The 23,494-nt window shown below is 67.9% G+C and carries 27 protein-coding genes; 10 read left to right on the top strand and 17 right to left on the bottom strand.

The annotated features are described in order from the left end of the window. Window positions 1-234: 234 nt before the first annotated feature. The 6 genes from JOD54_RS10215 to JOD54_RS10190 all read right to left on the bottom strand — a co-directional run bounded on the left by JOD54_RS10215 (window position 235) and on the right by JOD54_RS10190 (window position 6,041). Window positions 235-1,095, bottom strand: a complete 861-nt coding sequence (locus JOD54_RS10215; protein WP_204450297.1) for a TatD family hydrolase — start codon at window positions 1,093-1,095, stop codon at window positions 235-237. Beyond that, on the bottom strand, window positions 1,092-2,879 hold the full coding sequence (gene metG, locus JOD54_RS10210) for a methionine--tRNA ligase (protein WP_204450296.1): 1,788 nt from the start codon (window positions 2,877-2,879) through the stop codon (window positions 1,092-1,094). Before metG ends, JOD54_RS10215 begins: the two co-directional genes overlap by 4 nt. 77 nt (window positions 2,880-2,956) lie before the next feature. After that, a complete protein-coding gene (locus tag JOD54_RS10205; RefSeq protein ID WP_204450295.1) occupies window positions 2,957-3,934 on the bottom strand; it encodes a glycoside hydrolase family 183 protein in 978 nt (325 codons plus the stop codon). After that, window positions 3,931-4,758 carry a 16S rRNA (cytidine(1402)-2'-O)-methyltransferase gene (gene rsmI, locus JOD54_RS10200; protein WP_204450294.1) on the bottom strand — a complete coding sequence of 276 codons (828 nt, stop codon included), beginning with the start codon at window positions 4,756-4,758 and terminating at the stop codon, window positions 3,931-3,933. Before rsmI ends, JOD54_RS10205 begins: the two co-directional genes overlap by 4 nt. Next, a complete protein-coding gene (locus JOD54_RS10195) occupies window positions 4,755-5,156 on the bottom strand; it encodes a hypothetical protein (protein ID WP_204450293.1) in 402 nt (133 codons plus the stop codon). Before JOD54_RS10195 ends, rsmI begins: the two co-directional genes overlap by 4 nt. Before the next feature lie 30 nt (window positions 5,157-5,186). Continuing rightward, on the bottom strand, window positions 5,187-6,041 hold the full coding sequence (locus tag JOD54_RS10190) for a helix-turn-helix domain-containing protein (RefSeq protein WP_204450292.1): 855 nt from the start codon (window positions 6,039-6,041) through the stop codon (window positions 5,187-5,189). 186 nt (window positions 6,042-6,227) lie between these two features. On the opposite strand from JOD54_RS10190, the gene JOD54_RS10185 reads away from it, so the two are divergent. After that, window positions 6,228-7,796 carry a dolichyl-phosphate-mannose--protein mannosyltransferase gene (locus JOD54_RS10185; protein ID WP_372440289.1) on the top strand — a complete coding sequence of 523 codons (1,569 nt, stop codon included), beginning with the start codon at window positions 6,228-6,230 and terminating at the stop codon, window positions 7,794-7,796. Here JOD54_RS10185 and JOD54_RS10180 read toward each other — a convergent pair. After that, window positions 7,747-7,983, bottom strand: coding sequence for a hypothetical protein (locus tag JOD54_RS10180; RefSeq protein WP_204450291.1), 237 nt, complete (start codon window positions 7,981-7,983; stop codon window positions 7,747-7,749). The genes JOD54_RS10185 and JOD54_RS10180 overlap by 50 nt on opposite strands. Before the next feature lie 86 nt (window positions 7,984-8,069). Between JOD54_RS10180 and JOD54_RS10175 the strand changes: the two genes are divergently transcribed. Further along, the gene (locus JOD54_RS10175) at window positions 8,070-9,020 is read left to right on the top strand and encodes a GlxA family transcriptional regulator (protein WP_204450290.1); all 951 of its coding nucleotides are present in this window, start codon (window positions 8,070-8,072) and stop codon (window positions 9,018-9,020) included. 637 nt (window positions 9,021-9,657) lie between these two features. On the opposite strand, the gene JOD54_RS10170 is transcribed toward JOD54_RS10175, so the two are convergent. Next, complete coding sequence (locus JOD54_RS10170) at window positions 9,658-11,547, bottom strand: serine/threonine-protein kinase (RefSeq protein ID WP_307859924.1); 1,890 nt, start codon at window positions 11,545-11,547, stop codon at window positions 9,658-9,660. Window positions 11,548-11,791: 244 nt separating this feature from the next. Between JOD54_RS10170 and JOD54_RS10165 the strand changes: the two genes are divergently transcribed. After that, complete coding sequence (locus JOD54_RS10165; protein ID WP_204450289.1) at window positions 11,792-12,004, top strand: KTSC domain-containing protein; 213 nt, start codon at window positions 11,792-11,794, stop codon at window positions 12,002-12,004. A gap of 86 nt (window positions 12,005-12,090) precedes the next feature. Beyond that, window positions 12,091-12,300: a hypothetical protein gene (locus tag JOD54_RS10160; RefSeq protein WP_204450288.1), complete on the top strand. Its 210-nt coding sequence runs from the start codon at window positions 12,091-12,093 to the stop codon at window positions 12,298-12,300. A gap of 59 nt (window positions 12,301-12,359) precedes the next feature. Here the strand turns inward: JOD54_RS10160 and trxA are convergent, their stop codons facing one another. Continuing rightward, window positions 12,360-12,728: a thioredoxin gene (gene trxA / locus JOD54_RS10155; protein ID WP_204450287.1), complete on the bottom strand. Its 369-nt coding sequence runs from the start codon at window positions 12,726-12,728 to the stop codon at window positions 12,360-12,362. 84 nt (window positions 12,729-12,812) lie between these two features. Continuing rightward, complete coding sequence (locus JOD54_RS10150) at window positions 12,813-13,412, bottom strand: TetR/AcrR family transcriptional regulator (protein ID WP_204450286.1); 600 nt, start codon at window positions 13,410-13,412, stop codon at window positions 12,813-12,815. A gap of 76 nt (window positions 13,413-13,488) precedes the next feature. Here JOD54_RS10150 and JOD54_RS10145 point away from each other — a divergent pair, with 76 nt between their 5' ends. Next, window positions 13,489-14,055, top strand: a complete 567-nt coding sequence (locus JOD54_RS10145) for a TIGR03086 family metal-binding protein (RefSeq protein ID WP_204450285.1) — start codon at window positions 13,489-13,491, stop codon at window positions 14,053-14,055. Here the strand turns inward: JOD54_RS10145 and JOD54_RS10140 are convergent. From JOD54_RS10140 to JOD54_RS10115, 6 genes are all read right to left on the bottom strand, one after another. Then, window positions 14,012-14,854, bottom strand: a complete 843-nt coding sequence (locus JOD54_RS10140) for a putative RNA methyltransferase (RefSeq protein ID WP_204450284.1) — start codon at window positions 14,852-14,854, stop codon at window positions 14,012-14,014. The genes JOD54_RS10145 and JOD54_RS10140 overlap by 44 nt on opposite strands. Before the next feature lies 1 nt (window position 14,855). After that, window positions 14,856-16,220 carry a dihydrolipoyl dehydrogenase family protein gene (locus JOD54_RS10135; protein ID WP_204450283.1) on the bottom strand — a complete coding sequence of 455 codons (1,365 nt, stop codon included), beginning with the start codon at window positions 16,218-16,220 and terminating at the stop codon, window positions 14,856-14,858. Beyond that, window positions 16,220-17,416, bottom strand: coding sequence for a glycosyltransferase 87 family protein (locus JOD54_RS10130; RefSeq protein WP_204450282.1), 1,197 nt, complete (start codon window positions 17,414-17,416; stop codon window positions 16,220-16,222). Before JOD54_RS10130 ends, JOD54_RS10135 begins: the two co-directional genes overlap by 1 nt. A gap of 22 nt (window positions 17,417-17,438) precedes the next feature. Continuing rightward, window positions 17,439-18,245 carry a M48 family metalloprotease gene (locus JOD54_RS10125; RefSeq protein ID WP_307859923.1) on the bottom strand — a complete coding sequence of 269 codons (807 nt, stop codon included), beginning with the start codon at window positions 18,243-18,245 and terminating at the stop codon, window positions 17,439-17,441. A gap of 125 nt (window positions 18,246-18,370) precedes the next feature. Next, window positions 18,371-18,745 carry a type II toxin-antitoxin system death-on-curing family toxin gene (locus JOD54_RS10120; RefSeq protein WP_204450281.1) on the bottom strand — a complete coding sequence of 125 codons (375 nt, stop codon included), beginning with the start codon at window positions 18,743-18,745 and terminating at the stop codon, window positions 18,371-18,373. Window positions 18,746-18,768: 23 nt separating this feature from the next. Beyond that, window positions 18,769-18,930, bottom strand: coding sequence for a hypothetical protein (locus tag JOD54_RS10115; RefSeq protein WP_204450280.1), 162 nt, complete (start codon window positions 18,928-18,930; stop codon window positions 18,769-18,771). A gap of 483 nt (window positions 18,931-19,413) precedes the next feature. On the opposite strand from JOD54_RS10115, the gene JOD54_RS10110 reads away from it, so the two are divergent. From JOD54_RS10110 to JOD54_RS10090, 5 genes are read left to right on the top strand one after another with little or no spacing between them, the layout of a single operon-like run. Then, window positions 19,414-19,560, top strand: coding sequence for a lasso RiPP family leader peptide-containing protein (locus tag JOD54_RS10110; protein ID WP_372440288.1), 147 nt, complete (start codon window positions 19,414-19,416; stop codon window positions 19,558-19,560). A gap of 9 nt (window positions 19,561-19,569) precedes the next feature. After that, window positions 19,570-21,387: an albusnodin/ikarugamycin family macrolactam cyclase gene (locus tag JOD54_RS35975; RefSeq protein ID WP_372440287.1), complete on the top strand. Its 1,818-nt coding sequence runs from the start codon at window positions 19,570-19,572 to the stop codon at window positions 21,385-21,387. After that, the gene (locus tag JOD54_RS10100) at window positions 21,371-21,637 is read left to right on the top strand and encodes a PqqD family protein (RefSeq protein ID WP_204450277.1); all 267 of its coding nucleotides are present in this window, start codon (window positions 21,371-21,373) and stop codon (window positions 21,635-21,637) included. The genes JOD54_RS35975 and JOD54_RS10100 overlap by 17 nt, the downstream gene beginning before the upstream one ends. 11 nt (window positions 21,638-21,648) lie before the next feature. Continuing rightward, entirely contained in the window at window positions 21,649-22,074 is a 426-nt protein-coding gene (locus JOD54_RS35970; protein WP_372440398.1) for a lasso peptide biosynthesis B2 protein, read from the top strand. Beyond that, complete coding sequence (locus tag JOD54_RS10090) at window positions 22,071-23,081, top strand: methyltransferase domain-containing protein (RefSeq protein ID WP_204450275.1); 1,011 nt, start codon at window positions 22,071-22,073, stop codon at window positions 23,079-23,081. Before JOD54_RS35970 ends, JOD54_RS10090 begins: the two co-directional genes overlap by 4 nt. Window positions 23,082-23,136: 55 nt before the next feature. Here the strand turns inward: JOD54_RS10090 and JOD54_RS10085 are convergent, their stop codons facing one another. Beyond that, window positions 23,137-23,478: a hypothetical protein gene (locus JOD54_RS10085; protein ID WP_204450274.1), complete on the bottom strand. Its 342-nt coding sequence runs from the start codon at window positions 23,476-23,478 to the stop codon at window positions 23,137-23,139. Window positions 23,479-23,494: the final 16 nt, after the last annotated feature.

Here is a 23,494-nt window from a genome sequence, read left to right as displayed (position 1 = left end):
CGTCCACTCCCTCGCGTGCTCGGCCGCTCTCGCGCCTCGTGTGTGTCCGACGACCCGCAGCCAGCCAACCCCGACGGTCAGCAACAGTGCTTCGGCGTGCTCCGGGCCGACTCGGGGCTGGTGCCCCTAGTCGTACGGTCACGGGACAGTAACGAGGACCGGGGGGTTGCGCAAACACATCCAGCGATCTCGTGAGCCCTGTCACACCCCCGGCGGCGTTTGACCATCCCCCGATCATCGCAATCCTTCACCGTTCGCAAGGTCCGATGTCACGGTGCGCAACCGAAACACGCGATCCGCGGTCGCGGACACCGCGCTCGCCAACTCGGCGACATCGTCCCCGCGCAGCGCCGCGAGGTCCCTGAGCGTGTAGGCGGCGCAGTAGGGCTCGTTGGGCCTACCGCGGAACGGGTGGGGCGTTAGGAACGGGGCATCGGTCTCGACGAGCATCTGCTCGGCGGGTACGAACGCGGCCGCTTCGCGTAAGGGGGCCGCGTTGCGAAAGGTGACCGGGCCGGCGAAGGACAAGACGAACCCGCGGTCCACGCACGCCTTCGCGAACTCCAGGTCCCCCGAGAAGCAGTGGAACACGACCTGCTCAGGGGCACCCTCCTCGGTAAGAACCTTGAGGATGTCCGCGTGCGCGTCCCGGTCATGGATCATCAACGGCTTACCAACCCTCTTAGCGAGGTCGATGTGCCAACGGAACGCCTCGTGTTGCGCCTCTGGCGGGCTGTAGTCCCAGTAGTAGTCCAGCCCGGTTTCGCCTACTGCGACAACCCGAGGCTCTTGGGCCAACCGCTCGATCTCGGCTTTGTCCGCGTCCGAGAACCCCGCGGTCCGGGTCGGGTGGATGGCGACAGCGGCGTAGACGCGCTCGTCCCACGTAGACGCTTCAACGGCCCACTGCGCCGAGGCGAGGTCGTCGGCCACGGTGATGACCCGATCGATCCCCGCGCTCTCGGCGCGGTCGAGCATTGTGGACACATCGGCGGCATCCTTCGCACCGCACGCGTCCAGGTGGGTGTGGGCGTCGACCGCCGGTGCCGGGAGTGGCTCCGGCACCGGCGGTCGCTCACCCTTGCGCGGTGTCACGCGATCGGCGCCCACTCGGGCCCGGTCTCGCCGAGCTTCGGGTCGAGCTTGGTGAACAGCGGCTCCGGCTTCACCAGCGGCTTGCCGACCTCGATGTCCACCGACTCCCAGCGGGCCTGCTCGCCCGCGTAGTCACCGGTGAGCACCGGGTAGCTGATCGACGGGTCGTCGAGGTCGTCGACCTCGCGGATCTCCGGCTGGGCCGCCCACACGCCCTTGCCGCCGAGCAGCTCGTGCACCTGCTGGGCCGAGTGCGGCAGGAACGGGGTGAGCAGCGTGTTGGCATCGGAGACGACCTGCAGCGCGGTGTGCAGGATGGTGTCCCGCCGCGCCGGGTCGTCCTTGCGCTTCCACGGCTCCTCGTCGGACAGGTACTTGTTCGCCGCGCCGACGACCCGCATCGCCTCGGTCGCCGCCGCCTTGAACCGCGACCGGCGCAGGTTGTCGCCGACGGTCGCGAACGCCGCCTTGGCCAGCGCCTTGAGCTCGGCGTCGGCCGCGGTCGGCGCGGTCGGCGCTGGCACGGCGCCGACGTTCTTGTGCGCCATCGAGACCGACCGGTTGACCAGGTTGCCCCACTCGTTGGCCAGCTCGAAGTTGGTCCGGCGGACGAACTCGTCCCAGGTGAAGTCGGTGTCCTGGTTCTCGGGACCGGCGACGGAGATGAAGTAGCGCAGCGCGTCGGGGCCGAACTCCTTGAGGAAGTCCCCCACGTAGATCACCGTGCCGCGCGAGGTGGAGAACTTCGAGCCGCTCATGGTCAGGAACTCGCTGGAGACCACCTCGGTCGGCAGGTTCAGCGTGTCGAACCGGCCGGGCGTGCCGCCCTTGTCGCCAGCGCCGTTCTGCCCGAGCAGCAGCGACGGCCAGATCAGCGAGTGGAAGACGATGTTGTCCTTGCCCATGAAGTAGTACGCCTGGGCCGGGTCGGTCCAGAACTGCTTCCAGGCGTCGGCGTCGCCGGTGCGGCGCGCCCACTCGACGCTGGCCGACAGGTAGCCGATGACCGCGTCGAACCAGACGTAGAACCGCTTCATCGGGGCGTCGCGCCAGCCGTCGAGCGGGACCGGGATGCCCCAGTCCAGGTCGCGGGTGATCGGCCGGGGCCGCATGTCCTCGATCAGGTTCTGGCTGAACTTGAGCACGTTCGGGCGCCACTCGGTGCGGGTGGACAGCCACGAGCCCAGCGACTCGGCGAACGAGGGCAGGTCGAGGAACAGGTGCTCGGTCTCGATGAACTTCGGGACCTCGCCGTTGATCCGCGACCGCGGGTTCTTCAGGTCGGCCGGGTCGAGCTGGTTGCCGCAGTTGTCGCACTGGTCGCCGCGGGCGCCGTCGTAGCCGCAGATCGGGCAGGTGCCCTCGATGTAGCGGTCGGGCAGGGTGCGACCGGTGGACGGGCTGATCGCGCCCATCTGGGTCTTGGACTGCACGTAGCCGTTGCGCCACAGGGCGAGGAAGAGGTCCTGCACGACCTGGTAGTGGTTGCCGGTCGTGGTGCGGGTGAACAGGTCGTAGGACAGGCCGAGGCCCTGGAGGTCCTCGGCGATCACCCGGTTGTACTTGTCGACCAGCTGGCGGGTGGTCAGGCCCTCCTTCTCGGCTTGGACGAGGATCGGGGTGCCGTGCTCGTCGGTGCCGCTGACCATGAGCACGCGGTGGCCGGACATGCGCATGTAGCGGGAGAAAACGTCCGAAGGGACACCGAATCCGGACACGTGACCGATATGGCGGGGGCCGTTGGCGTAAGGCCAGGCCACCGCGGTCAACACGGGGGCGCTCATGGGTCATTAGCCTACGGAGCCGCTACACACCAGAGCCATCGGGTTACACCAGCGTGCCTACCCGGGGGTAGGCGGCGCTACGGCAGGTCGGTGCGCATCAGGTAGACGTTGTAAGAGGGCCAGAGCGACATCGCGAAGTAGAGGGCCGAACCGCGTGCCGAAGCCGGGTGGATGAAGCCACCATAGAGGCCCGGGTAGTCGCGGCTCGTGACGAGCACGTTGGCGTCGCTCCAGGGCCCGGTCAGCGCCTCCGCACTGCGCAGGACAAGAGCGCCTAGGGCTTCGTCCAGGTGGATCGCGAGCCAGCGGCCGAGGTGCGTCGAATAGATGACCGACAACTCGGCGACGTTGCCGCGCATGACCGGTACCGCGCGGAACTCGTCACGCGGGTACCAGCCATAGCCGTTCCAGTAGTCGTAGGCGCGGGTGTCCAGGACGTCGCTCTTACCCACTCTGGCCAGGCTGGCACCGGCCCAGCGGCCGTTGGGTGTGCCTAGGAGGTAGAGGTAGTCCTCGCCGAGCGCGAACGCCCCCATCTGGAACGGGTGGTCTCGCTCGGCCCGGTTGATCCACCGCGCGCCAGCGGGCTTGGCCCACGTCTCGCCTCCATCGGCAGAGACGGCGATCCCGCTGTAGTTGGTGGACCAGCGTCCTTGCGAGCCCCACTTGTGCACGGACATGTAGTGCACGTAGTGCGCGTCGCCTATAGACACGCCTGAGCACGGGATGATGGTTTCTTCGTCAACGCGCGGGTCGCGGTCGATCACCTGCCGCGCGTGGCCGTCAGGGCGGGCGAAGACGGAGTCGAGGCGTAGGCCGTTGTCGAGGTCGCGGTTGGTGGAGACGGCGAGGACGTTGCACCGCCAGTCGGCCTCCCGTGGACCGGCACCGTTGCCGCACCAGCCCTGGCCGTAGGTGTCGCCGAAGAGGACGAACGTGCGCCCCGCGGCGTCGTCCCACATGATCCCCAGGTCAGTGCCGTAGATGCCATGACGGCGCGCGGTGTCATTGGCCGAGTCGAGCCCGGTGACCTTGCTGATGAGGGTCGTTCTCACGCGCGACTCACGGCCGCGTCATAGAGGACCTTCTTGCTCACGCCGGTCGCTGCGGACACCTCGGCTGCCGCGTCCTTGAGCCGGGTCCCCTCAGCCGCCAACGCCCTGACCCGCTCGACCAGGGTGTCCAAGTCCAACGTGCGGGGCTCGGCACCGGCCAGCACCACGGTGATCTCCCCGCGTACGCCGTCGCGCGCCCACTCGGCCAACTCCGCGAGCGTCCCGCGCTTGACCTCTTCATAGGACTTGGTCAGCTCCCGGCACACCGCGGCGCGGCGATCGCCTCCGAGCACGTCGACTGCGTCTGCGAGTAGGCCGTCAATGCGGTGGGGTGCCTCGAAGAACACCGTGGTCCTCGGCTCCTCCGCGTACGCAGCCAGCCACTTGCGCCGCTCACCCGCCTTACGCGGCGCGAAGCCCTCGAAGCAGAACCGGTCGCAAGGGAGCCCGGACAACGCCAACGCCGTTGTGACCGCCGAAGGACCGGGCAGGCAGGTGATGGGCAGATCAGCCTCTACGCAGGCCGCGACCATCCGGTAGCCCGGGTCGGAAACGCTGGGCATCCCCGCATCGGTGATGAGCAAAACCGTCTGCCCGTCCCGGACAGCCTCAACAAGCCCAGGCGCACGACTGGCCTCCACCGCGTCGTAGAAGCTCACCACCCGCCCCGTCAGCGTCACGCCAAGAGCCGCCGCAAGCGCCCGCGCCCGCCGCGTGTCCTCAGCAGCGATGACGTCCGCACTACCCAGCGCATCAACCAACCTCGCCGACGCGTCCCCGATCTCCCCCAGCGGCGTGGCCGCCAACACCAACCGCCCGCTCACCGCGCGACCCCGATCGGCAGCGCGCGCCAGTCGCGCACGAACAGGAAGGCCGGGACGCGCCACCGAACCCTCTTGGCCCCGTAGCGGGAGAGGAGGTCATCGTTGTGCACGACGAGGCCGGTGGCGAAGTACAGGGTCCCCGCCCTGCGCCCGACCAGATCGGCCCACCGGTAGCTCACCCTGATGCCGCCCAGCTCCACCACGCAGAGCTCGTCGCTGACCACCATCCTGCGGGACCGCAGCAGCAGCCCGCCGATGACCATCGGGATGATCGCGGCGACCACCAGGTGGCCATCGGCGGCGCGGTCGACGGCGAAGCGCACCGCCGCCGCCACCAGCCCGGCCATCAGCGCCACGGCCAAGACGATCACCCAGCGCGGGCGGTGTGTAGTGGGCACCGGTGCAGGGTACCGACCGCCCCGGCCGGGTCAGGGGGCCGCGACCGCGGACAGGAGGGTGATCATCTCGGCCGATTCCTCCTCGGACAGCGCGACCTCGGCGATCCGGTCCCAGGCCCGCCGGTGCGCGGCCACCGCGGCCTCGTCGTCGAGGAACAGGGTGCGGGAGCGGTGGTCGGTGTAGGCCAGCGAGCGGTCGGTGTCGAAGTCCATCAGCACGAACGGCCCCTCCATCCCGGGGTGCGCGCCCGCCGCGTGCGGCACCACCCGCACCACCACGTGCGGCCTGCGGATGGCCTCGGCGAGGTGGCGCAGCTGGGCGGAGGCGATCGCGTGGCCACCGACCGGGACCCGCAGCGCTGTCTCGCCGATGAGGGCGTGCAGCGGCGGCGGGTGCTCGCGGCTGAGGATGCCCTGCCTGGCCAGCCTGGCGCCGACCTTGACGTCCAGCTCGGCCTCGGCGGGCGGCTCGGCGGCGGTGTCGCGGATGGCGGCCCTGGCGTAATCGGCGGTCTGCAGCAGGCCGGGCACCAGGTCGCCGTGGAAGGCGCGCAGCGCGACCGCCTTGGACTCCCAGTCGATCAGGGTCTGCCACTGCTCGGGCAGGCCGCGCCCGTGCACCTGCAGCCACCCCGGCTCGGCGGCCCGGCGGACCAGGTCGAGGATCTCGGCCTGGCGCGGCTCCGGCACCCGGTAGAGCCCGAGCATGGCCTGCACGTCGCCCAGGCGCAGCCCGCTGGTGCCGGTCTCCACCCGGCTGACCTTGGCCTGCGACAACCCCAGCCGCTGGCCCACCTCGCCGGTGGTGAGCCCGGCCTGCTTGCGCAGCCTCCGCAGCTCACCAGCGACCTGTCGCGACCTGATGGTCGGCCGTCCAGGAGGCACCGTGTACCCCGTCCGTCACGCCAGCGTCCCCGTACGACAACGGCTGATGATCCTCTTGTACCCCCTCTGAACTGGGCAAACAATTACACGATCAGTTGATCCGCAGATCACGGGGCGACACCGGGTCCACCCGTTCGAGGAACTTCCGACGCGGATCGCACACCGGGGCGCCTACGATCTCCCCCCGTGAGCGCCCTGGTTGCCGACGACGAGGCCAGCCGGACACCGTCACCCGATGTGGTGACCCCGGCCGCCGACCCCACCGAGGTCACGCGCGCCCGGCTGCTGGGCACGCCCATGCCCGCCGACCGCCTGCGCGGCTGGCTGGTGACGGCCTTCGTGGGGCTGCTGGCGGGCATCGTCCGCTTCCAGAACCTGGGCTGGCCCACCGACCAGGGCACGCCGGTGTTCGACGAGAAGCACTACGTGCCGCAGGCGTGGCAGATGCTGCGCAACGGCGGCGTCGAGGACAACCCGGGCTACGAGCTGACCGTCCACCCGCCGTTCGGCAAGACGCTCATCTCGATCGGCGAGTACATCTTCGGCTACAACGGCTGGGGCTGGCGGTTCACCGCGGCGCTGGCTGGCGTGCTGATGGTGGTGCTGGTCGTGCGGATCGCCCGCAGGCTGACCCGGTCGTCGCTGCTGGGCGGGGTCGCGGGTGTGCTGCTCATCGCCGACGGGGTGTCGCACCTGCAGTCGCGGATGGGCATGCTCGACATCTTCCTGGCGTTCTTCGTGCTCGCCGCGTTCGCCTGCCTGCTGCTCGACCGGGACCTGGTGCGCAACCGGCTGGCGGTCGCGGTCGAGGGCGGCTGGGCCACCGAGTCGCCGTTCGGCCCGCGGCTGGGGGTGCGCTGGTGGCGGATCTCCGGCGGCGTCCTGCTCGGTCTCGCCTGCGGCGTCAAGTGGTCGGGCCTGTACTTCATGGCCGCGTTCGGCCTGCTCACGATCATCTTCGACCTGACGGCCCGGCGCGCGGCCGGGGTGCGCAACCCCTGGTGGGGCACGATCCTGCGCGACCTGGCGCCCGCGCTGTGGGCCTTCGTCGGTGTCGCGATACTGGCCTACCTGGCCACCTGGGCGCCGTGGTTCTCCAGCGAGACCAGCATCGACCGGCACCTGGGCGACGGAACCGGTAGCGGGCCGTTGTCGGTCATCACCCACGCGTTGTCGTCGCTGGGGCAGTACCACGAGCACGTGCTGAAGTTCCACGAAGGACTGGTGACCAAGTCCGAGTCCCAGCACCCGTGGGAGTCCAAGCCGTGGGTGTGGCCGATGAGCCTGCGGCCGATGCTCTACTACTACGAGGGCAACACCACCGCCTGCGGCGAGTCCAAGTGCGTGTCCGCGACGATGCTGATCGGTACACCCGCGCTGTGGTGGCTGTCGCTGCCGATGCTGGCGTGGGGCCTCTGGCGGATGTTCAGCAAGTTCGACTGGCGCTACGGCGCGGTCGTGGGCGCCTACCTGGCCGGGTACCTGCCCTGGTTCCTGAACCTCGACCGGCAGATGTACTTCTTCTACGCCACCCCGATGGCGGCGTTCCTGGTTCTCGGCATAACGCTCGCCCTCGGGCACCTGTTGGGGAAGTCGGGCGATGGGCCGGAACGCCGCAGTACCGGCCTGCTCGCCCTCGCCCTCTACGTCGGCCTCGTCGTGGCGAACTTCGCCTGGCTGTGGCCGATCCTCAACGGCGACTCCATCACCGAGTGGCGCTGGCAGGCCGAACTCTGGCTGCCGTCCTGGCGCTAGGCGCGCGCCGCTCGGCCGGCCCGGCCTCGGTCACCGCCAGTTCGGCGGTGACCCTAGCGAGGTCGCGGTCGACGACATCGGTGCTCCCGGCCAGCCTGGAGCCGGGAACCGTGGTGCGGACGTGGTTGCGGTCGAGCCCCAGCACCAGCAGGGCCAGCAGTGTGACCAGCACAAACGCGATTGTCATGGCACTAAGTTTGCGATGGCAGATTTCCTGCCACCAGTGGCAGTTCTGACCTTGTGCCACAAAATCCTGCCAGTTACTCTGGCGGCATGCTCAGGACCGTGACCGCCGTGCTCATCGACGGCGTTGCCCCGTTCGAGTTCGGCGTGCTGTGCGAGGTGTTCGGCGTCGACCGCAGCGAGGACGGGGTGCCGCCGATCGAGTTCCGGGTGTGCGGCGAACACGCGGGCACCCCGGTCCGCACCAGCGTCGGCGTCCCGATCATCCCGCAACTGGGCTTGGAAGCCCTCGACGGCGCCGACCTCGTGGCCGTCCCCGCCACCACCATCCGCGACGGCTACCCGCCCGCCGTCCTGGAGGCCCTCCGCGGCGCCAACGGCCGCGGCGGCACGCTGCTGTCCGAGTGCAGCGGCGCCTTCGTCCTCGGCGCGGCGGGCCTGCTCGACGACCGCTCCTGCACCACCCACTGGCGCCACGCCGACGAGTTCGCCACCCGCTTCCCCCGCGCCAACCTCAACCCCGACGTCCTCTTCGTCGACGACGGCGACATCGTCACCAGCGCGGGCACCGCCTCCGGCATCGACGCCTGCCTCCACGTCGTCCGCCGCGAACTCGGCTCAGCCGCCGCCACAGCCATAGCCCGCCGCATGGTCGTCCCCCCACAACGCGACGGCGGCCAACGCCAATACGTCGACCTCCCCATCCCCCAGTGCACCAGCGACAGCCTCCAACCCGTCCTGACCTGGATGCTCGAAAACCTCACCGAAGACCACACTGTTGCGGGCTTGGCAACCAGAGCCCGCATGTCCGAACGCAGCTTCGCCCGCCACTTCGTGGCCGAAACCGGTACTACGCCGCATAAGTGGCTCTCCACGCAGCGCGTGCTGCATGCGCGGCGGCTCTTGGAGCAGACGCCTATGTCGGTGGATGAAGTGGCGCAGGAGTGTGGGTTCGGGAGTGCGGCGCTGTTGAGGCACCACTTTCAGCGGCTGGTTGGGGTGGCGCCGAAGGACTATCGGCGGACGTTTGCGGGGCAGTAGCGGGTCTCGGCTCGCCTGCGGCATTGCATCGGAGCGCTCGGCTCGTCGCTTCGCGCCTTGCGCTGGATCCGCGATTTGAGTGCAGGCTCGACGTGGTGGACCTGTTTTGCGTGGGGCCCCTGCGACACCCGTGCTGGGCCTAAAAGCTGGGGGCCAAAGGGACGGCCCAGCCAGCCGCCGAGCAAGGCTACGGGTGCCGCTCCCCCACACAAAACAGGTCCACCCCATCGAGCAGTTGGCACCAGCGACTCCGAGTGTCCAGTGGCTGGCAATGCCGTCGGAGTCGGGTGGTTGGGCTGGCGGGGTTGGCTCGGCGGGTTCGAACCCGCCCCATGCGCTGACCCTGGGCAGCGAAGGAGTCAACCCGCCCAACCCAACCACTGGACACTCGGAAGTCGCTGGTGCCAGATGCTCGATGGGGTGGACCTGTTTTGTGTGGGGTGGCGTCGTCCGTAGCGTTGTGCGCTGCAGGGCCATGCTTTTCGGCCCCAGCTTTGCGGTCCTGCCACGGGCGGCGCAGGGGCCCCACGCAAAACAGGTCCACCGCATCGAGCCTGCACTTAAATCGCGACCGGGCCCGATGCCGCAGGCGAGGCGTGGATCCGACGGCGAAGCCGAAACAAGAGACCCGCGCGCATCACCGCATGGGCCGCGTCCGATCCACCCCTTCAATCGCGCTGCGCCGAACGATCTGCGTCACCGGCCCCGTCTCCGTGTGCCCCTCACGCCCCAACCAGTCGCTCAGCTCACGAGCCACCGCGTTCAACGTAGGCCTGCGAGCAGGCTCAGTATCCAGCGACGCGAACAGCAGCCGTCGGTGGGCGCTTCGGACGGGGAGTTCGGAGAGGGGGTCGCCCTTGGCTGCTGCCATGAGGGCTGCCATCGCGTTGTCGCGGGTTCCGCGTGGGGGTTTGCCGGTGAGGGCGAAGCTCACGGTCGCCGCCAGTTGCCAGGCGTCCGAGGCGGGGGTGGCGTTGGCGCCCGCCGCGGTCTCCGAGGCCAGGAAGTCCGGGGTGCCGACCATCATGCCGGTGGCGGTCAGGGTGGAGTCGCCCTTGGAGCGGGCGATGCCGAAGTCGATCAGGTGGGCGTTGCCGTTCGGGTCGATGATGATGTTGGACGGTTTCACGTCCCGGTGCAGGACGCCCTTGGCGTGGGCGGCGGAGAGGGCACCGGCCATGGTGATCCAGAGGCGGGCCACGGCGACGTCGTCGAGGGGGCCGCCCTTGGCGACGCGGTCGGCCAGTGGCTGGCCCTCGATGTACTCCATGACCAGGCCGAGGCCGTCCGGTTCGGCGACGATGTCGTAGACGCGGACGCAGTTCGGGTGGTGCACGGCGGCGAGGGCGCGGGCCTCGCGCAGCATCCGCTCCTCGGTCTCGGCGTCCGGCGCGTGCGCCATCTTCACCGCGACGGTGCGGTCGAGCTGGGTGTCGACGGCGAGCCAGACCGTGCCGAAGCCGCCGTGGCCCAGGGCGCGGACCTTGCGGAAGCGGCTGCCCGACGGCTTCACCGGCGGTGGCGGCGGGGTGGCGCCGCGCGGCGTGAACGGCAGCGGACCGGGGTCTGCGGCGAGCTTGCCCAGCGCCGCGCGGTCGGGCTCCGGTTCACGCAGCGTCGGGTTCGGCGGGGGCAGCGGTGCGTACTGCGGTGGTGGCTGCCGCAGCGAAGGCTGTTGGGGCTGCCCAGGACCCTGCGGGACGTACTTGGGTACGGGCGGCGGCGGCACATAAGGCGGCGGCTGCTGGGGCTTAGGCGGCGGGTTGTGCGCCTGTGCCTGTGCCTGCGCGGGCGGCGGCGGTCCACCTGCCTCCGGCTTCTGGTAGTTGCGCTCGACCGTGGACCAACTCGGCGGTCCGATCACGTACACAGGTACCAACCCCAAGATGCTGATCGGCAGGAAACCGAGCCACAGGTGCGCCGCGGTGTTCGCCTCGACCGGCAGGCTCAACAGAGCCATGAGCGCGAACGGGATCCACACCAGCCTGCTCGGCCACTTCGGCCCCCTGCGCATCGCGGCGCGTGCCTGCAGGATCACGAACAGCAAGCACACCGCGGGCACGACGACGAGGCCGCCGACGCGCAGCAGGTACATGGGCCAGGTTTCGTACGGGTGGAAGAGGACCTCGTACCCGGTGGACCGGCCGCCGAGGTACGAGTTCTGCGGGCCGACCCAGCAGGTGCCCTCCTGGAAGGAGCGCATCTCCTCGGCGCTGAAGGCGACCTCGCCGTCCCCGGTGAAGACGCTGCGGTAGACGCTGCCGACGCCGTTGAACAGCAGCCACGGCAGCAGGAACGCCGACACAGCGCCGACGACACCGAACACGCCCAGGGTGACCGGGTTGTAGGTGTTGCCGGTGAACTTGCGGACCAGCGCGATCACCACCGTGCCCAGCACCGGCAAGAACGCGATCAACGCGCCTGCCGTGCTGGTCGCCCACACCCAGTCACCGGGGCAGATCCCCGGGCCGAAGATGCTGTGCGCGAAGGACAGCAGTGACGCTGCGAGCTCCAGCACCGCGTCCACCAGCTCCTCTCTGTTTCGGCCGGTCCCCGGTCGACGCCTTCCAGGGTAGATCGGCCGCGACGGTGACGGTCGGGTTCATCCACAGGACGCCACAGGCGGTGCTGAGGTTGTGGTGGCCGTGCCCACGCCACACACCGAGGGCCATTCTATCGGGGCCGGTGTGCGCCATCGGTGGCGGAAAGGAGCTCAGCGGCGCCGCGGGTGGCATGGTTGAGCGCAGAGCCGGGCGAGCGGAGGGCGGGGGATGGAGCGCAGACCGGTCGCGTCCACCAGCATCGCGGCGATCGGCTACGACGCCGACCGCCGGATCCTCGAGGTCGAGTTCCACAACGGCGGCGTCTACCAGTACCTCGACGTCCCCAAGAAGGTCTACTGGCAGTTCGCCTCGGCACCGAGCATGGGACGCTTCCTCAACCACGAGATCAAGGACAACTACCCCGCGCGCGAGGTCGACTGAAGTTCATGGACGCTCCCGACCACGAATCGGCATCGCCGAGTGCGCCCGCATCGTTGAATGTCGCGTCGGGCGACAAAGGCCCGGTAGTGCAGGTCGTAACCCTCAACGGCTGGCTCACCGTGCACAACCACGTGACCGTGCCCGCGAGACGCGGGCACCTCGAGCCCTACGACTTCGCGAGGCGGACCACCCGCTCGGCAGCGGGTCTATTCCTCCTCGCCCTGCTGAGTGCGTTGCCCCTCATGTTGTTCCCGCTTCTGGGCGACAACCCCACGGCATGGTGGTACCTCCGCTAGGAGGCCGTTCGCGACCGCGGGCCCGGCGACGGGTGTCGCCGGGCCCGCGGTGGAGCTGGTTACGCCTCGGTCTGCGCGGCGGCGACCTGGGCGCGGACCTCGTCCATGTCCACGGCCTGCACCTGGGTGATCAGGTCCTCCAGCGCGGGAGCGGGCAGCGCGCCGGGCTGGGCGTAGAGCACCACGCCGTCGCGGACGGCCATGATGGTGGGGATGGAGGAGATGTTGAACGCCTGGGCGAGCTGCTGCTGCGCCTCGGTGTCCACCTTCGCGAAGACGATGTCGCCGTACTTCTCCGACGCGGCGTCGAAGACCGGGGCGAACTGGCGGCAGGGGCCGCACCAGGCCGCCCAGAAGTCGACCAGCACGGTTCCGCCACCGCCCACGACCTCGTCGAAGTTCTCGGCGGTCAGTTCCACGGTAGCCACGTGGCCTCCTCGATCCGGGTTTCGCGTTCCGCGTTACAGCCCTACCAACGAGCCTGCCCGGGCAAACATTCCGGGGCAAGCTCCTCAGCCGGGCTCCCCCAGTCGAGCCCGGAGCGCGGTGAGCGCCCGATCGTAGTGGGCGTCGTCCCCCGTCAGGAGGCTGTCGTGGTTGGCGGCCCTGCCGAACGCGGTCAGCTCGAACACCAGCTGGTCGACGTCGAGTTCCCGGTCGAGGTGCCCTTCCTCGACCGCCTCTTCCACCAAACGCACCAGCAGCTCGCTCCACGTAGTGCGCCACCGGACCACTACGTCGCGCACGCGTCCCTCACGCGCGTCGAACTCGGCCATCACAGTGGAGAAGAAGCAGCCTCCCGCGAAGACCCGGGCGCGCGAGAAGTCCATCCACCGCTCGAACAGGCGTAAGAGGCGCTGCTTGCCCCGGGGTGCCTGGAACGCGGGCCTCAGGACGTGCTCGGTGAAGACCTCTTCGGCGAACGAGATGGTGGCCAGCTGCAGCTCCTCCTTGGAGCCGAAGTGGGCGAAGATGCCGCTCTTGCTCAGCTGCAGCTCCGCGGCGAGCCTGCCCAGGGTCAACCCGTCGAGCCCGTCGACGGTGGCGATGTCCACCGCGCGGGCGAGGGTGACGCGGCGGGTGTGCGCGCCGCGGGCGTGGCGTCCGTCCATGAAAACAATCTAGACGGTCGTTCGGGTATCTGACACTATCTGACCGATCGTTCGTATAACTTTCTGGAGGACATAAGTGGACGTCAGGCCCCTGTACCGCCGCGCCACCGACCACACCGGGCACCTCATCGACGCGCTCAGCGACGACCAACTCAACCTGCTCACCCCCTGCTCCCAGTGGCGGGTGCGCGAGGTCATCGCGCACCTGGTCGACAACAGGAACCGGCTGCTCAACAACCTCACCGGCGGCACACCCGCGCCCGAAGCCGACCTGCGGACCGGTTTCCGCACCACCACCGAGGCCCTGATCACCGCTTTCGCGGACGACGCGCTGCTCGAGACGCCATACGAGTTGCTGGGCACCCAGTACAACGCCGCAACGGCCCTGTTCGTGGACTTCGCTGACACCCTTGTTCACGGCTGGGACATCGGGGTCGCTATGGGCCGCGACGTGGAGCTGCCGGAAGACCTCGCCGCGGTCGCGGTCAAGGGCATCTCCCGCTGGCCGGAAGACGGCACGATCTGGGGTCCGGGTGGCCTCTTCGGCGAGAAGCTCCCGGTCTCGGAGGACGCTTCGCCGCAAGAGCGGCTGCTGGCGATTACCGGTCGGTCTCCACAGTGGACGCCGGTAGGTACGTCGTGACTGTCACGGACGCGGTAACTACCACCGGCTCCGGCAATGCGGCCACCCGTTCGCCTATAGCGTCAACGCTGGTGTGAAACGCAGTTGGGCCCATACCAACCAGGGCTACGGCATCGCGGTGCGGTAAGGCCATCGAGAACTCGCACAAGACTCTGCGCTCCTGGGCGAAGTACGGAGCCAGCCGCGAAGTGACCTGGTCCCCCTTGTCCGCCGCGACAGTCAACATGTCCACAGCAGACACGAGCTCGCGAAGGTGCCTCTCTGTTGGCGCCACTACGACGAGCTTGCCTGACGGATGCAGGATCCGGTGCAACTCCGACGGGTTGCGTGGGGCGAACACGTTAAGAACCAAGCCGGTGGAACCCGTCCGGATCGGCAACGGTTGCCACGCATCACATAGAACCGCCCCCAGGCGCGGGTGTGCCCGTGCCGCCTTCTTCAAGGCCGGTTTGGCGGCGTCAATGGCAATGCCGATCCGCTCGGGGGATGCGTCCAGCACCGCAGCCAGGTAGTGCCCGATGCCCGCGCCTACGTCGGTAATGCAGCCGGGTCCGGGTTCCACGGTAAGAAGCTCGCGAATGATCGGGGCGTAGTGGCCCGCTCTTAGGAACGCAGCCCGCGCCTCGATCATCGCGGCAGTGTCACCGGTGAACGTCGTAGGCGCGCGCAGCAGACTCACATAGCCCTGCCGGGCGATGTCGAAGGTATGCCGGTTGGGGCATCGCAGCGAAGTGTCGGAGAGTTCCAGGCTGTCACCGCAGTGCGGGCAGGCCAAGAACGGCAGCGTGTCGACGAGCACCTTAGGCACGCAAGTCGGCAAGAGCCGATTCGATGGCCCTATGGAAGGTCGGGTAGGCGTAGATCATGCGGCGGAGCTGGTCGACCGGAACCTTGGCGTGCACCGCGACGACCAACGCGCCCAGCACTTCACCCCCGGTCGGCCCGGCAGAGGTAGCGCCGACGAGGACCCCCGTGTCGGCATCCTCTACAACCTTGATCAGGCCCTCGGCCTTGTGCAGGAACCCGCGCGTAGACGACGACAGCTGAGCAACCCCGACTCGTACGTTGATCCCGGCCGCACGCGCTGCGGCCTCAGTGAGGCCCACGGACCCGATTTCCGGGTCCGTGAAGGTAACCCGAGGAACCGCGTGGTACTCCGCGCCGGGCCCGGCCTCGCCGAGGATGTCGGACGCGACGATCGCCGACTGGTACATCGACATGTGCGTGAACGCGCCCTTGCCGGTGATGTCGCCGATCGCCCACAACCCGTCGGCCGCACGCATGTGGTCGTCGACGGTGACCCCGCGCGCGGACTCGTCGAGCCCGTAGGCACCGATCCCCAGCTCGGTCATGTCGGACTTGCGACCCGCGGCGACCAGGACCTGGGCCGCGCTGACCGGCTCGGCACCGTCGAGTTCCAGGGTGAACAACTGCCCGTCGTGGCGAGCGGACGTGATCTTCGCGCCGGTCTTGACCGCGATGCGCTCGGCGGCGAACCGCTCGGCGAGCAGCGCGCTGGCCTCCGGCTCATCGAGCGGGAGCAGCCGGTCGTTGGCCTGCAACAGGGTCACGTCGGCGCCGAACCTGGCGAAGACCTGGGCGAACTCGCAGCCCACCGGGCCGCCGCCGATGACGATCAGCGACTCGGGCACAGCCGTCGCGCGGACCGCGTCCCGGTTGGTCCACAGCGGCGTCCCGGCCAGCCCCGGGATCGGCGGAACGGCGGGGTCCGTGCCGGGGTTGAGCACGATGCCGCGCCTGGCCCGCACGACCTGGTCGCCCACGGCGAGAACGCCTGGCTCGGTGATCCGGGCCAGGCCGCGCACTACCTGGACACCGGCAGCCTCTAGGCGGTCGACAGCGGCCTGGTCGTTCCAGTCGGCGGTGATCTCATCGCGCACTCGAGCCGCGACCTTGCCCCAGTCGGGGGTGATCTGCGCGGTCCCGGCGAACTCCGGCACCCTGCGAGCCTCGGCGAGGACGTCAGCAGCGCGGATCATGCCCTTGGTCGGCACGCAGGCGTAGTAGGGGCACTCGCCGCCTACTAGGCGAGACTCGATGCCCGCGACGGACAGCCCTGCCTGGGCGAGCTTGGTGGCCACAGCCTCCCCGCCGGGGCCAAGACCCACCACGGCGACGTCCACAACCAGCTCAGCCACGTCCATCAGCTCCTCAGTTCCTCGCCTGGCGCAAGCTCAACACGGCTCACCTGACCACGCAGCGCCGGGTCTCCCCCAGCCAACAGGACCACGATCGGTAGGGCCACTAGGGCCGCAAGAAGGTAAGAGTTGCCTAGGAGCACGTCAGCGGCAGTCCAACTCAACTCGGTCTTAGCACCGCTTGGCACCATCCGGAACTGCCAACCGGTGAACACTACGACCAGCGCCAGCAGACTCCACTGCATGTTCCTCGCGATCAGGTAGCCGGCGAGCGGGACCACCCAGACCCAGTGGTGGGTCCAAGAGACCGGACTGACCATCAACCCAGCGGCAGCGGTGACGAGCAGCGCCCCGAGGTTGTCGCCTTTGATGTGTAGGCGGCGCACGACGACAGCGGCAAGTACGAGGGTGAAGAGCGCGGTCGTGGCGAACAGGACCAGCGCGGTGCTGTCCTCACCAGTAAGGCGCTGGAAGATCCCGTTGAGCGACTGGTTACCGATCCACGAGTTCGTAGTGGCGTCATTGCCGTCCACCAAAGCCTCGGTCCAGAACTGCACCGTGTCGCGTGGCAGGACAAACGCGGCGAAGAGGTTAAGAGCAGCGAACGTGACCAGGGCCCGGATCGCGTCCGCCCACCGGCGGGTGAGCGCGAGGTGAGCAACGAAAATCAGCGGGGTCAGCTTGACGGCAGCAGCGATCCCTATGAGGACCCCGGACCCCTTACGGCCTCTTAGCAGGAGCACGTCCGCGACCACCATCGCCATGAGCAACAGGTTGACCTGCCCCAGGCCAAGGGTCCGCCACACCGGCTCTAGCAGCAGTGTCGACAGTAGGAGCGCACCGAACGGCCAACCAGCCCGGAACTTGGACGGCAGGCTCTCCCGCAGCACGAAGCCCAACGCGAGCGCGGACAACGCGGCAAGCACACCCCACCCGAGCTGCGACGGCAGCGTCGTCAGCGGGAGGAACAGCAGGCCCGCGATGGGCGGATAGGTGAACGGCAGCGGAGGCGCCCACGGCTCACCCGTGGTCAGCGGCGCATAGAGGGAGTCTCCGCGCAGGAGCGTCAACGCCCCGGCCCGGTAGACGGAGCTGTCGACCCCCAGGCCCCGCCCCATGAACCAGCAACTGACCGCCAACACGACCAGCCCGACCGCGACCACTGCCGCCGCGTAAGGCACCCGCCGCCGCACAACCCCCATGCGGTCACACTAATGGCGCAACTCAGCGCCCCGCACGCAGTCGCCGTATCCGGTCCGCGGTCGCGGGGTGGTTGGACAGCATCCGCACCCGGAACGACCGGCGGACCCCGTGCTCGGCCGAGAGCCAGCCGGAGAGCACGTTCACCAGATCGGGGCCGTAGCCGAACCGGGCCGCGGTGGCGTCCGCCCGGTACTCGCCCAGGCGCCGTGACCAGGCCAGGAGCGGGCTCAGCAGCGGCATCAGCAGCAGCCACGGGTTCAACGCGATGAGGCCGACCAGCAGGGTCAGCGCCAGCAGGACGCCCGCGAGGGCCCCGGCGGCGCTACCGAACCGGGCGAAGGCGGACGCGACCACCAACACCACCCGCATGGCCATGCCCACCAGCCAAATGGCGGCTTGAGCGGGCAGTTCGTACCACCAGGCCAGCAGCGACGCCCGCGAGTGCCCGGACAGGTGGTGCCCCAACTCGTGCGCCAGGATCGCCTCCAGCGACCTGGGCGGCAGGTCCAGCGCCCGCCGGGTGATCGCGACCGTCCGCCCACCCGCCGCGAACGCGTTGAGCTCCTTCGACTGCTCCACCCACAGCGTGTACCGCGCACTGTCCACCCCGGCCGCCGCGCACACGGACTCCCACAGCGGCCGAACCCGCCCCAACTCCACCGCCGTCGGCACCCGCATGTCGAACATGAGCCTGGCCAGCCCCGACTCCACCGCGGGCAAGAACGTGATGCCCCCCGAGAGCACCCAGACCCCCACCACCACCCACACAACCCACGCCGTGGCCGAGATCACCCCCGCCACCAGCGCGACCACCACGAAGCTGCTCACGAACCCCGGGACCCCGAACACCGCCCCCATGACCACCGAGGCATCAACGCGCCCAACCCCCCGCTCCCGCACACCCCCCAAGATCGTCTCTCCCCCCTCCCCCTGTCTACCCCCCGCCGAGGGGACTAGGTCAACCTCTCACGGAGGAAGCCAGCGAGATCATCCTTCGTCACCTCGGCCTGCACCACCGTCAGGATGAGCGCCACGAGCTCCGATTGGGTGATCATGGGAACAAAGCCGTTCATGTAACACGTCGCCAGCAAGGCAATCGATGCGGCCCGCTTATTGCCATCGACAAATGGGTGGTAGGTGCGCGCAATGTTGAAACACATCACGGCGGCTTTGTCCACCACCTCGAGATGGAGATCCACCCCGTCGAAGGTCCGCGAGGGTGAGTGCACGCACGCTTCAAGCGCCCCGTAGTCCCGAACGGCCCCCAGCTTGTACCGCCGCCCCTGTTCGACCAGCTCATCGGCCGTGAGGTATCTCCACGCTCGCACCCAGACAGCGTACTGCGAACGGGTCAGATCCTCCCCAGCAATTCCAGGGCGTCGCCGTACTCACCATCGATCTTGTCCATGGCGTCTTCGAGGGACATCGCGCTCGGCCCAGGCTGACTGAAATCAGGGGCGGGCAGCAACCCGCGCACTTCCTGCGCCTGACCCTCAATAAACGAAGCGTCCACTCGCCTCACCTCCAACCCACTCGCAGCCCCGCCACACCCGTCCACCGAACGCGACCATGGTCGGGGGTTCGGGGGCCTGCCCCCGAGCGGGGTTTGGGGGTTGCACCCCCAATGTGATCGCGAAACGCAAACGGTCCGCGCCCTTCGCGGACGCGGACCACCTGTGCGTGGAGCTAACGTCAATGCATGAGAACCACTCTGTAGTGGCTCAGGGGCCTGAGTTGCAGGTCGCGCTCGTAGGGCAACAAGCCGGGCCAGCTCCCAGCACGGAAAGTCACAGACAGTAGTTGCACGGCGGTACCCCGGTCGTCCGATGTCAAGTGGATCTTCCGACCAACTGGACCGTTCTAAGGGAGCGCAGGTCGCAGCACCAGAGCCACGAGCAAGGTGGCGGGTTCCCGTCAGCTCGTGCCGCTTCCTTGTGCGTACCTGGTTGTCCCGACATGATCTATCGCTGGGTGGGCGCGCAGGAAAGGGACCGTTGTGGTCACGACCGAAGTGCCCGAGCAGACACAGGCTTCCATCTCGTACATGCCTCCGACGCTGTTCGCGGTCGGCAACGTGGTGGAGCTCACACGGGGGACCGCCGAGCACGACACGGCGGACATGCAGACCGCCCGGTACTGGTGACGGCTGCTGATGAGGTGGTCAGCCACTGTGGCTGACCGTCGAGCGCCGCACGACTCAGGCGTCAGGTCGGGTTGGTCAGTGCGCGATGCCGGTCGTCTCCGGCTCTGGCACGGCCAGCCCGGCCCTGCTCGCCAGGTCACTCACGTTGAGGTTCCTGGCTGCCAACTCTTCCTCGTTGGGGTCGTCACGACGCCCGAGCGGGAGCTGGCAGGTATTGCACGCCGCCTAGCCAAGGGTGAGGTACAGGCGCTGGGTTCGCTCGACGGTAGCCGTGTGGTGTTCGCGGTCCTACAGGATGAAGTGCTCGTCGCTGGCGACCTCGCAGGCCAGCTGCCTGTCTTCTATGCGATCGGCGATGACGAGGTCATTGTTTCGTCGGAAGCTGGCCACGCCGCCAGCAAGGTCAGGACTGAGGTCGACTACGAGTGGTTGATCGCTCGACTTCAGTTGTCCTCGGCCTCTGATGTCTGGTGGGAGGGCTCACCCTGGCGGCACGTTCGAGCGGTCCGGCCTGGGTGGCTTCTGCGCATTGCCGCTGGCAAACGAGTGTCGACGGACAGGTGGCTTGTTCTGGACAAACCGCGGCTGAGCCTGGCAGAAGGAAGTCAACGCCTGGATGCTGCCTTGAGACGTGCCACACGATCTCGCGTAGTCCAATCGAGCCTGGTCACAGCAGACCTAAGCGGAGGGCTCGACTCGTCAACAGTGGCAGCTCTCGCCGCACTAGATGCTCCGGTTCGCGCCACTACGCTTGTCGTAGACGGTGTCGATGACCGCGTAGCAGCGAGAGAGATCGCTAAGGCCATCGCGGGATTGGACCATCAAGAGCTGCACGTGCCAGACGAGGTCCTACCATACTCAGACCTCGGCGGTGCTCCGTTCGCAGATGAGCCATCGACCTACTCCGTGACGCACGCTTGGGGTCGGTGGTGGCGTCAAGCTGTGGCCGCGAACGGGTCTGATGTGCATCTCTGTGGTGATGGTGGAGACGGCGTGCTGCTCTCGGTCCCGGCCTACCTGGCCGATCTTGCAACGCCCCGCACTCTCGGCGCTCTGTGGCAGCACGCCAATGGCTGGGCACGCCTGCGACACCAACCGGCCCTAGCACTGATTCGTGCGGCTATCAGAGTTCATCTCACCTCCTACCGGGATGCGCTCGTCCGTGCGGCCGACGATGTTCAAGGTCTCCAAACGACTCCCTCCGGTTGGGCGCACTGGATATCTCGGGTCTACGCGCAAGGCATGGGTGACTGGGCCACACCGCAGGCGTCGCGGATAGCGGCGCAACGACTTGGCGCTCATGCCGCGACTCACCGCGTCCCACCAACGCCCGGAGTATTCGGCATCGGCGATTCCCTGGCGTGGAGCTCGTTGAACACTTACTCGCGGACACGCCGGGCTGACGTCAGTCTGGCATTGGAGGATGGCGTCGATTTGCATTCTCCGTACCTGGACGATGAGATCATTCGGATCTGCTGGTCGATTCCGCCATGGGTTCGGACAACGCCAGCTAGCCTGAAGCCAATTCTCCGAGCCACGACTAGCAACTTACTCCCACCTGAGATCGTCAATCGGCGCACCAAGGGCGACTATTCACAAGTCGGCTACCGAGGGCTCAAGCTCAACGTGAAGGACATTGACGACTTGTTGAGTTCGTCGACGCTTGCTGCGTTGGGCCTGGTGGACGCCCGTGCTGCCCGAACTGCTCTGCATCGAGGCGCCAGTGGGGTTCGGATCAACCTGGGAGCACTTGATGCTCTAATTGGCGCGGAACTGTGGCTTCGTGCGGCTGCTGATGGCGGGGTGAATCGTGCACTTTTACCCTGAGCCGTGGGTTCAGGCGACCACCCTCGACTCCGGCGAGCTCATCCTCATCGAATCCCGATCCGGGACCATGTACCAGGGCAACTCGACCGCAGGAAGAATGTGGCAAGCCTTGGTGGAGCTGAACGGCGACGAGACCGCGGTGAGCCGTGAAGTAGCCGCGATGTTTGGTATCGACGCAGATCGAGCGCGCCGAGACCTGCTCACCTGGCTGGACGAACTTGTCGACCTCGGCATAGTGAGGGCAGAGTAGTGAGCACCCCCATGGCGCATCCTCCGCTTGGCCGTCGCGTTGGCACCTGGTCAACAGCGGGCGCGCTACTCGTCGCCCTGCTCGTGCGAGCTGTTGTGAAAGCGATTCCGCTCAACCGGGTCCACGCAATCACGACCTGGCTGGTCAACCAGTCTGACCGACCAGCGACCGACCGTCAGGTGATCAGAGTCCTCGATGCGCTCGATGCGGCAGGCCGATGGATGCCAGTCCGCTTGGCGTGTCTGGAACGCTCCTTGTCGGGGGTCCTGATACTCGCCCTCTGCGGAAGAACCGTGGTGTGGCGCACAGGCGTCCGGACACCCCCGATTGCAGTACATGCCTGGCTTGTTGATACTTCCGGGAACCCCCTTGGCGAGCCAGATTCTACCTTCACCTATCAAACGTTGATGACCATTTCGCACCGGAGCGTGACGTGACCAAGCCAGTCGCAGCGGCAGCCGCCGCTGTCGAGCAGGACAGGTGGACCAGGACCGACGACGGGTCCTTGCTGCCACAGACGACCACCGACTTGACCATCTACGCCATGCTGGAACTGCTCGACCTGAAACCCGGTATGCGTGTCCTGGAGATCGGCACCGGGTCGGGCTACTCGGGCGCCCTCGTGTCGAGAATCGTGGGCGCCGCAGGACACGTCACCTCACTGGACATCGACCCGGACCTGGTCGCACGCGCCGGACTGCTGCACCAGGAGGCCGGACACACGAACGTCGCAGTCCACGCCACCGACGGTTTCGCAGGCTGGCCCGCGGACGCGCCCTACGATCGGGTCGTCGCTTGGGTCACACCGCATGTCATTCCGCAGTCGTGGGTCGAGCAGGCCCGGCCTGGGGCACTGATGGTCACCCCCGTCAAGATCGCCGACCTGGCTGGAACCAACGCGGTAGTCCGTTGCGTCATCGACGACGGAGTGCACCAAGTCGGACTGCACGAGGGCAGCTTCATCGAGATGGCACCGGAGGTGATCACGAACTTCGCTCTCCCCATCCGCTTCGTAGATGCCGTTCGCGGGAACGGCGACGGGCCGCCCTGGTGGTTGAGTGCCACCACCCTCCACGACGCGCCTGAGCTCTCGGCGGAGACACTGCTCGCGCAACTCGCCACGGCCGAACCAAAGGACAACTTCCTCTCAACGGATGAAGACTGGCGCTCGTTCGCCGCCTACGTTCTGGCCTCAACCGACACCGCGGGCAGCGCTGGAGGACCGCTCGGATGGGGCGTGGGCCTTGCAACGGAGGACCAGGCTGCGTTCAGCCTGAGTAACCGCAAGCTGCTCGCCGTGAGTTCCGGCAGTGCCGATCGCCTGACCGCCCTCCGGGATCGGTGGCGTGAGGAAGGGGAGCCCGGCCTGTCCGACGTGGACGTTGCGGTGGCCGAGACGCCGGAAGGCTGGACAGTGCGCCCTCGTCTCCGGACTGCCGAATAGCAGAGTGGGGGCCAGCACCAGCTGGCCCCCACCCCTTCTACAACCGGACGGCGACCTACTGGGTGGGCGCGCACAATGGATGTGCGACTAGTCGCCGTCCGGGGATCGAGGACCACAAGGTCAAAGTAGGTTGAGCAAGCATCTTGTCAACAACGATGTTCATGTCACCCAGGTGAGACCACACTGGATCAATTTCCCGTAGCGGCTCGTCCGGATCGAACTCATTAAGCACGCGGATGGCAACTGCGGCCTGGAGTTCGATTACGACGCTGTCAACGTAGCCGTTTGCCGTAAATCGCACTGCGTGCAACCCCCCAATTCCTTTAACCGGACATGGCACAGGCGCCACAGCAAAACCATTGCGACGGAGGCGGGCGACAGCGTCCTGGATGCTCATCTAGGTATCCCCTCGC

The organism is Actinokineospora baliensis (assembly GCF_016907695.1).
In the GTDB taxonomy this organism is placed as follows: Bacteria; Actinomycetota; Actinomycetes; order Mycobacteriales; family Pseudonocardiaceae; genus Actinokineospora; species Actinokineospora baliensis.
Note: the sequence above shows the minus strand (reverse complement) of the source record. Positions and strands in the feature narration are given on the sequence as shown.

Excerpts from the sequence above, each read along its gene's own strand:
- metG (WP_204450296.1), bottom strand. The coding sequence starts at position 2,879 with ATGAGCGCCCCCGTGTTGACCGCGGTGGCCTGGCCTTACGCCAACGGC.
- JOD54_RS10180 (WP_204450291.1), bottom strand. The coding sequence starts at position 7,983 with ATGACAATCGCGTTTGTGCTGGTCACACTGCTGGCCCTGCTGGTGCTG.
- JOD54_RS10175 (WP_204450290.1), top strand. The coding sequence starts at position 8,070 with ATGCTCAGGACCGTGACCGCCGTGCTCATCGACGGCGTTGCCCCGTTC.
- JOD54_RS10165 (WP_204450289.1), top strand. The coding sequence starts at position 11,792 with ATGGAGCGCAGACCGGTCGCGTCCACCAGCATCGCGGCGATCGGCTAC.
- JOD54_RS10150 (WP_204450286.1), bottom strand. The coding sequence starts at position 13,412 with ATGGACGGACGCCACGCCCGCGGCGCGCACACCCGCCGCGTCACCCTC.
- JOD54_RS10135 (WP_204450283.1), bottom strand. The coding sequence starts at position 16,220 with ATGGACGTGGCTGAGCTGGTTGTGGACGTCGCCGTGGTGGGTCTTGGC.
- JOD54_RS10130 (WP_204450282.1), bottom strand. The coding sequence starts at position 17,416 with ATGGGGGTTGTGCGGCGGCGGGTGCCTTACGCGGCGGCAGTGGTCGCG.
- JOD54_RS35975 (WP_372440287.1), top strand. The coding sequence starts at position 19,570 with ATGAGGTGGTCAGCCACTGTGGCTGACCGTCGAGCGCCGCACGACTCA.
- JOD54_RS35970 (WP_372440398.1), top strand. The coding sequence starts at position 21,649 with ATGGCGCATCCTCCGCTTGGCCGTCGCGTTGGCACCTGGTCAACAGCG.
- JOD54_RS10085 (WP_204450274.1), bottom strand. The coding sequence starts at position 23,478 with ATGAGCATCCAGGACGCTGTCGCCCGCCTCCGTCGCAATGGTTTTGCT.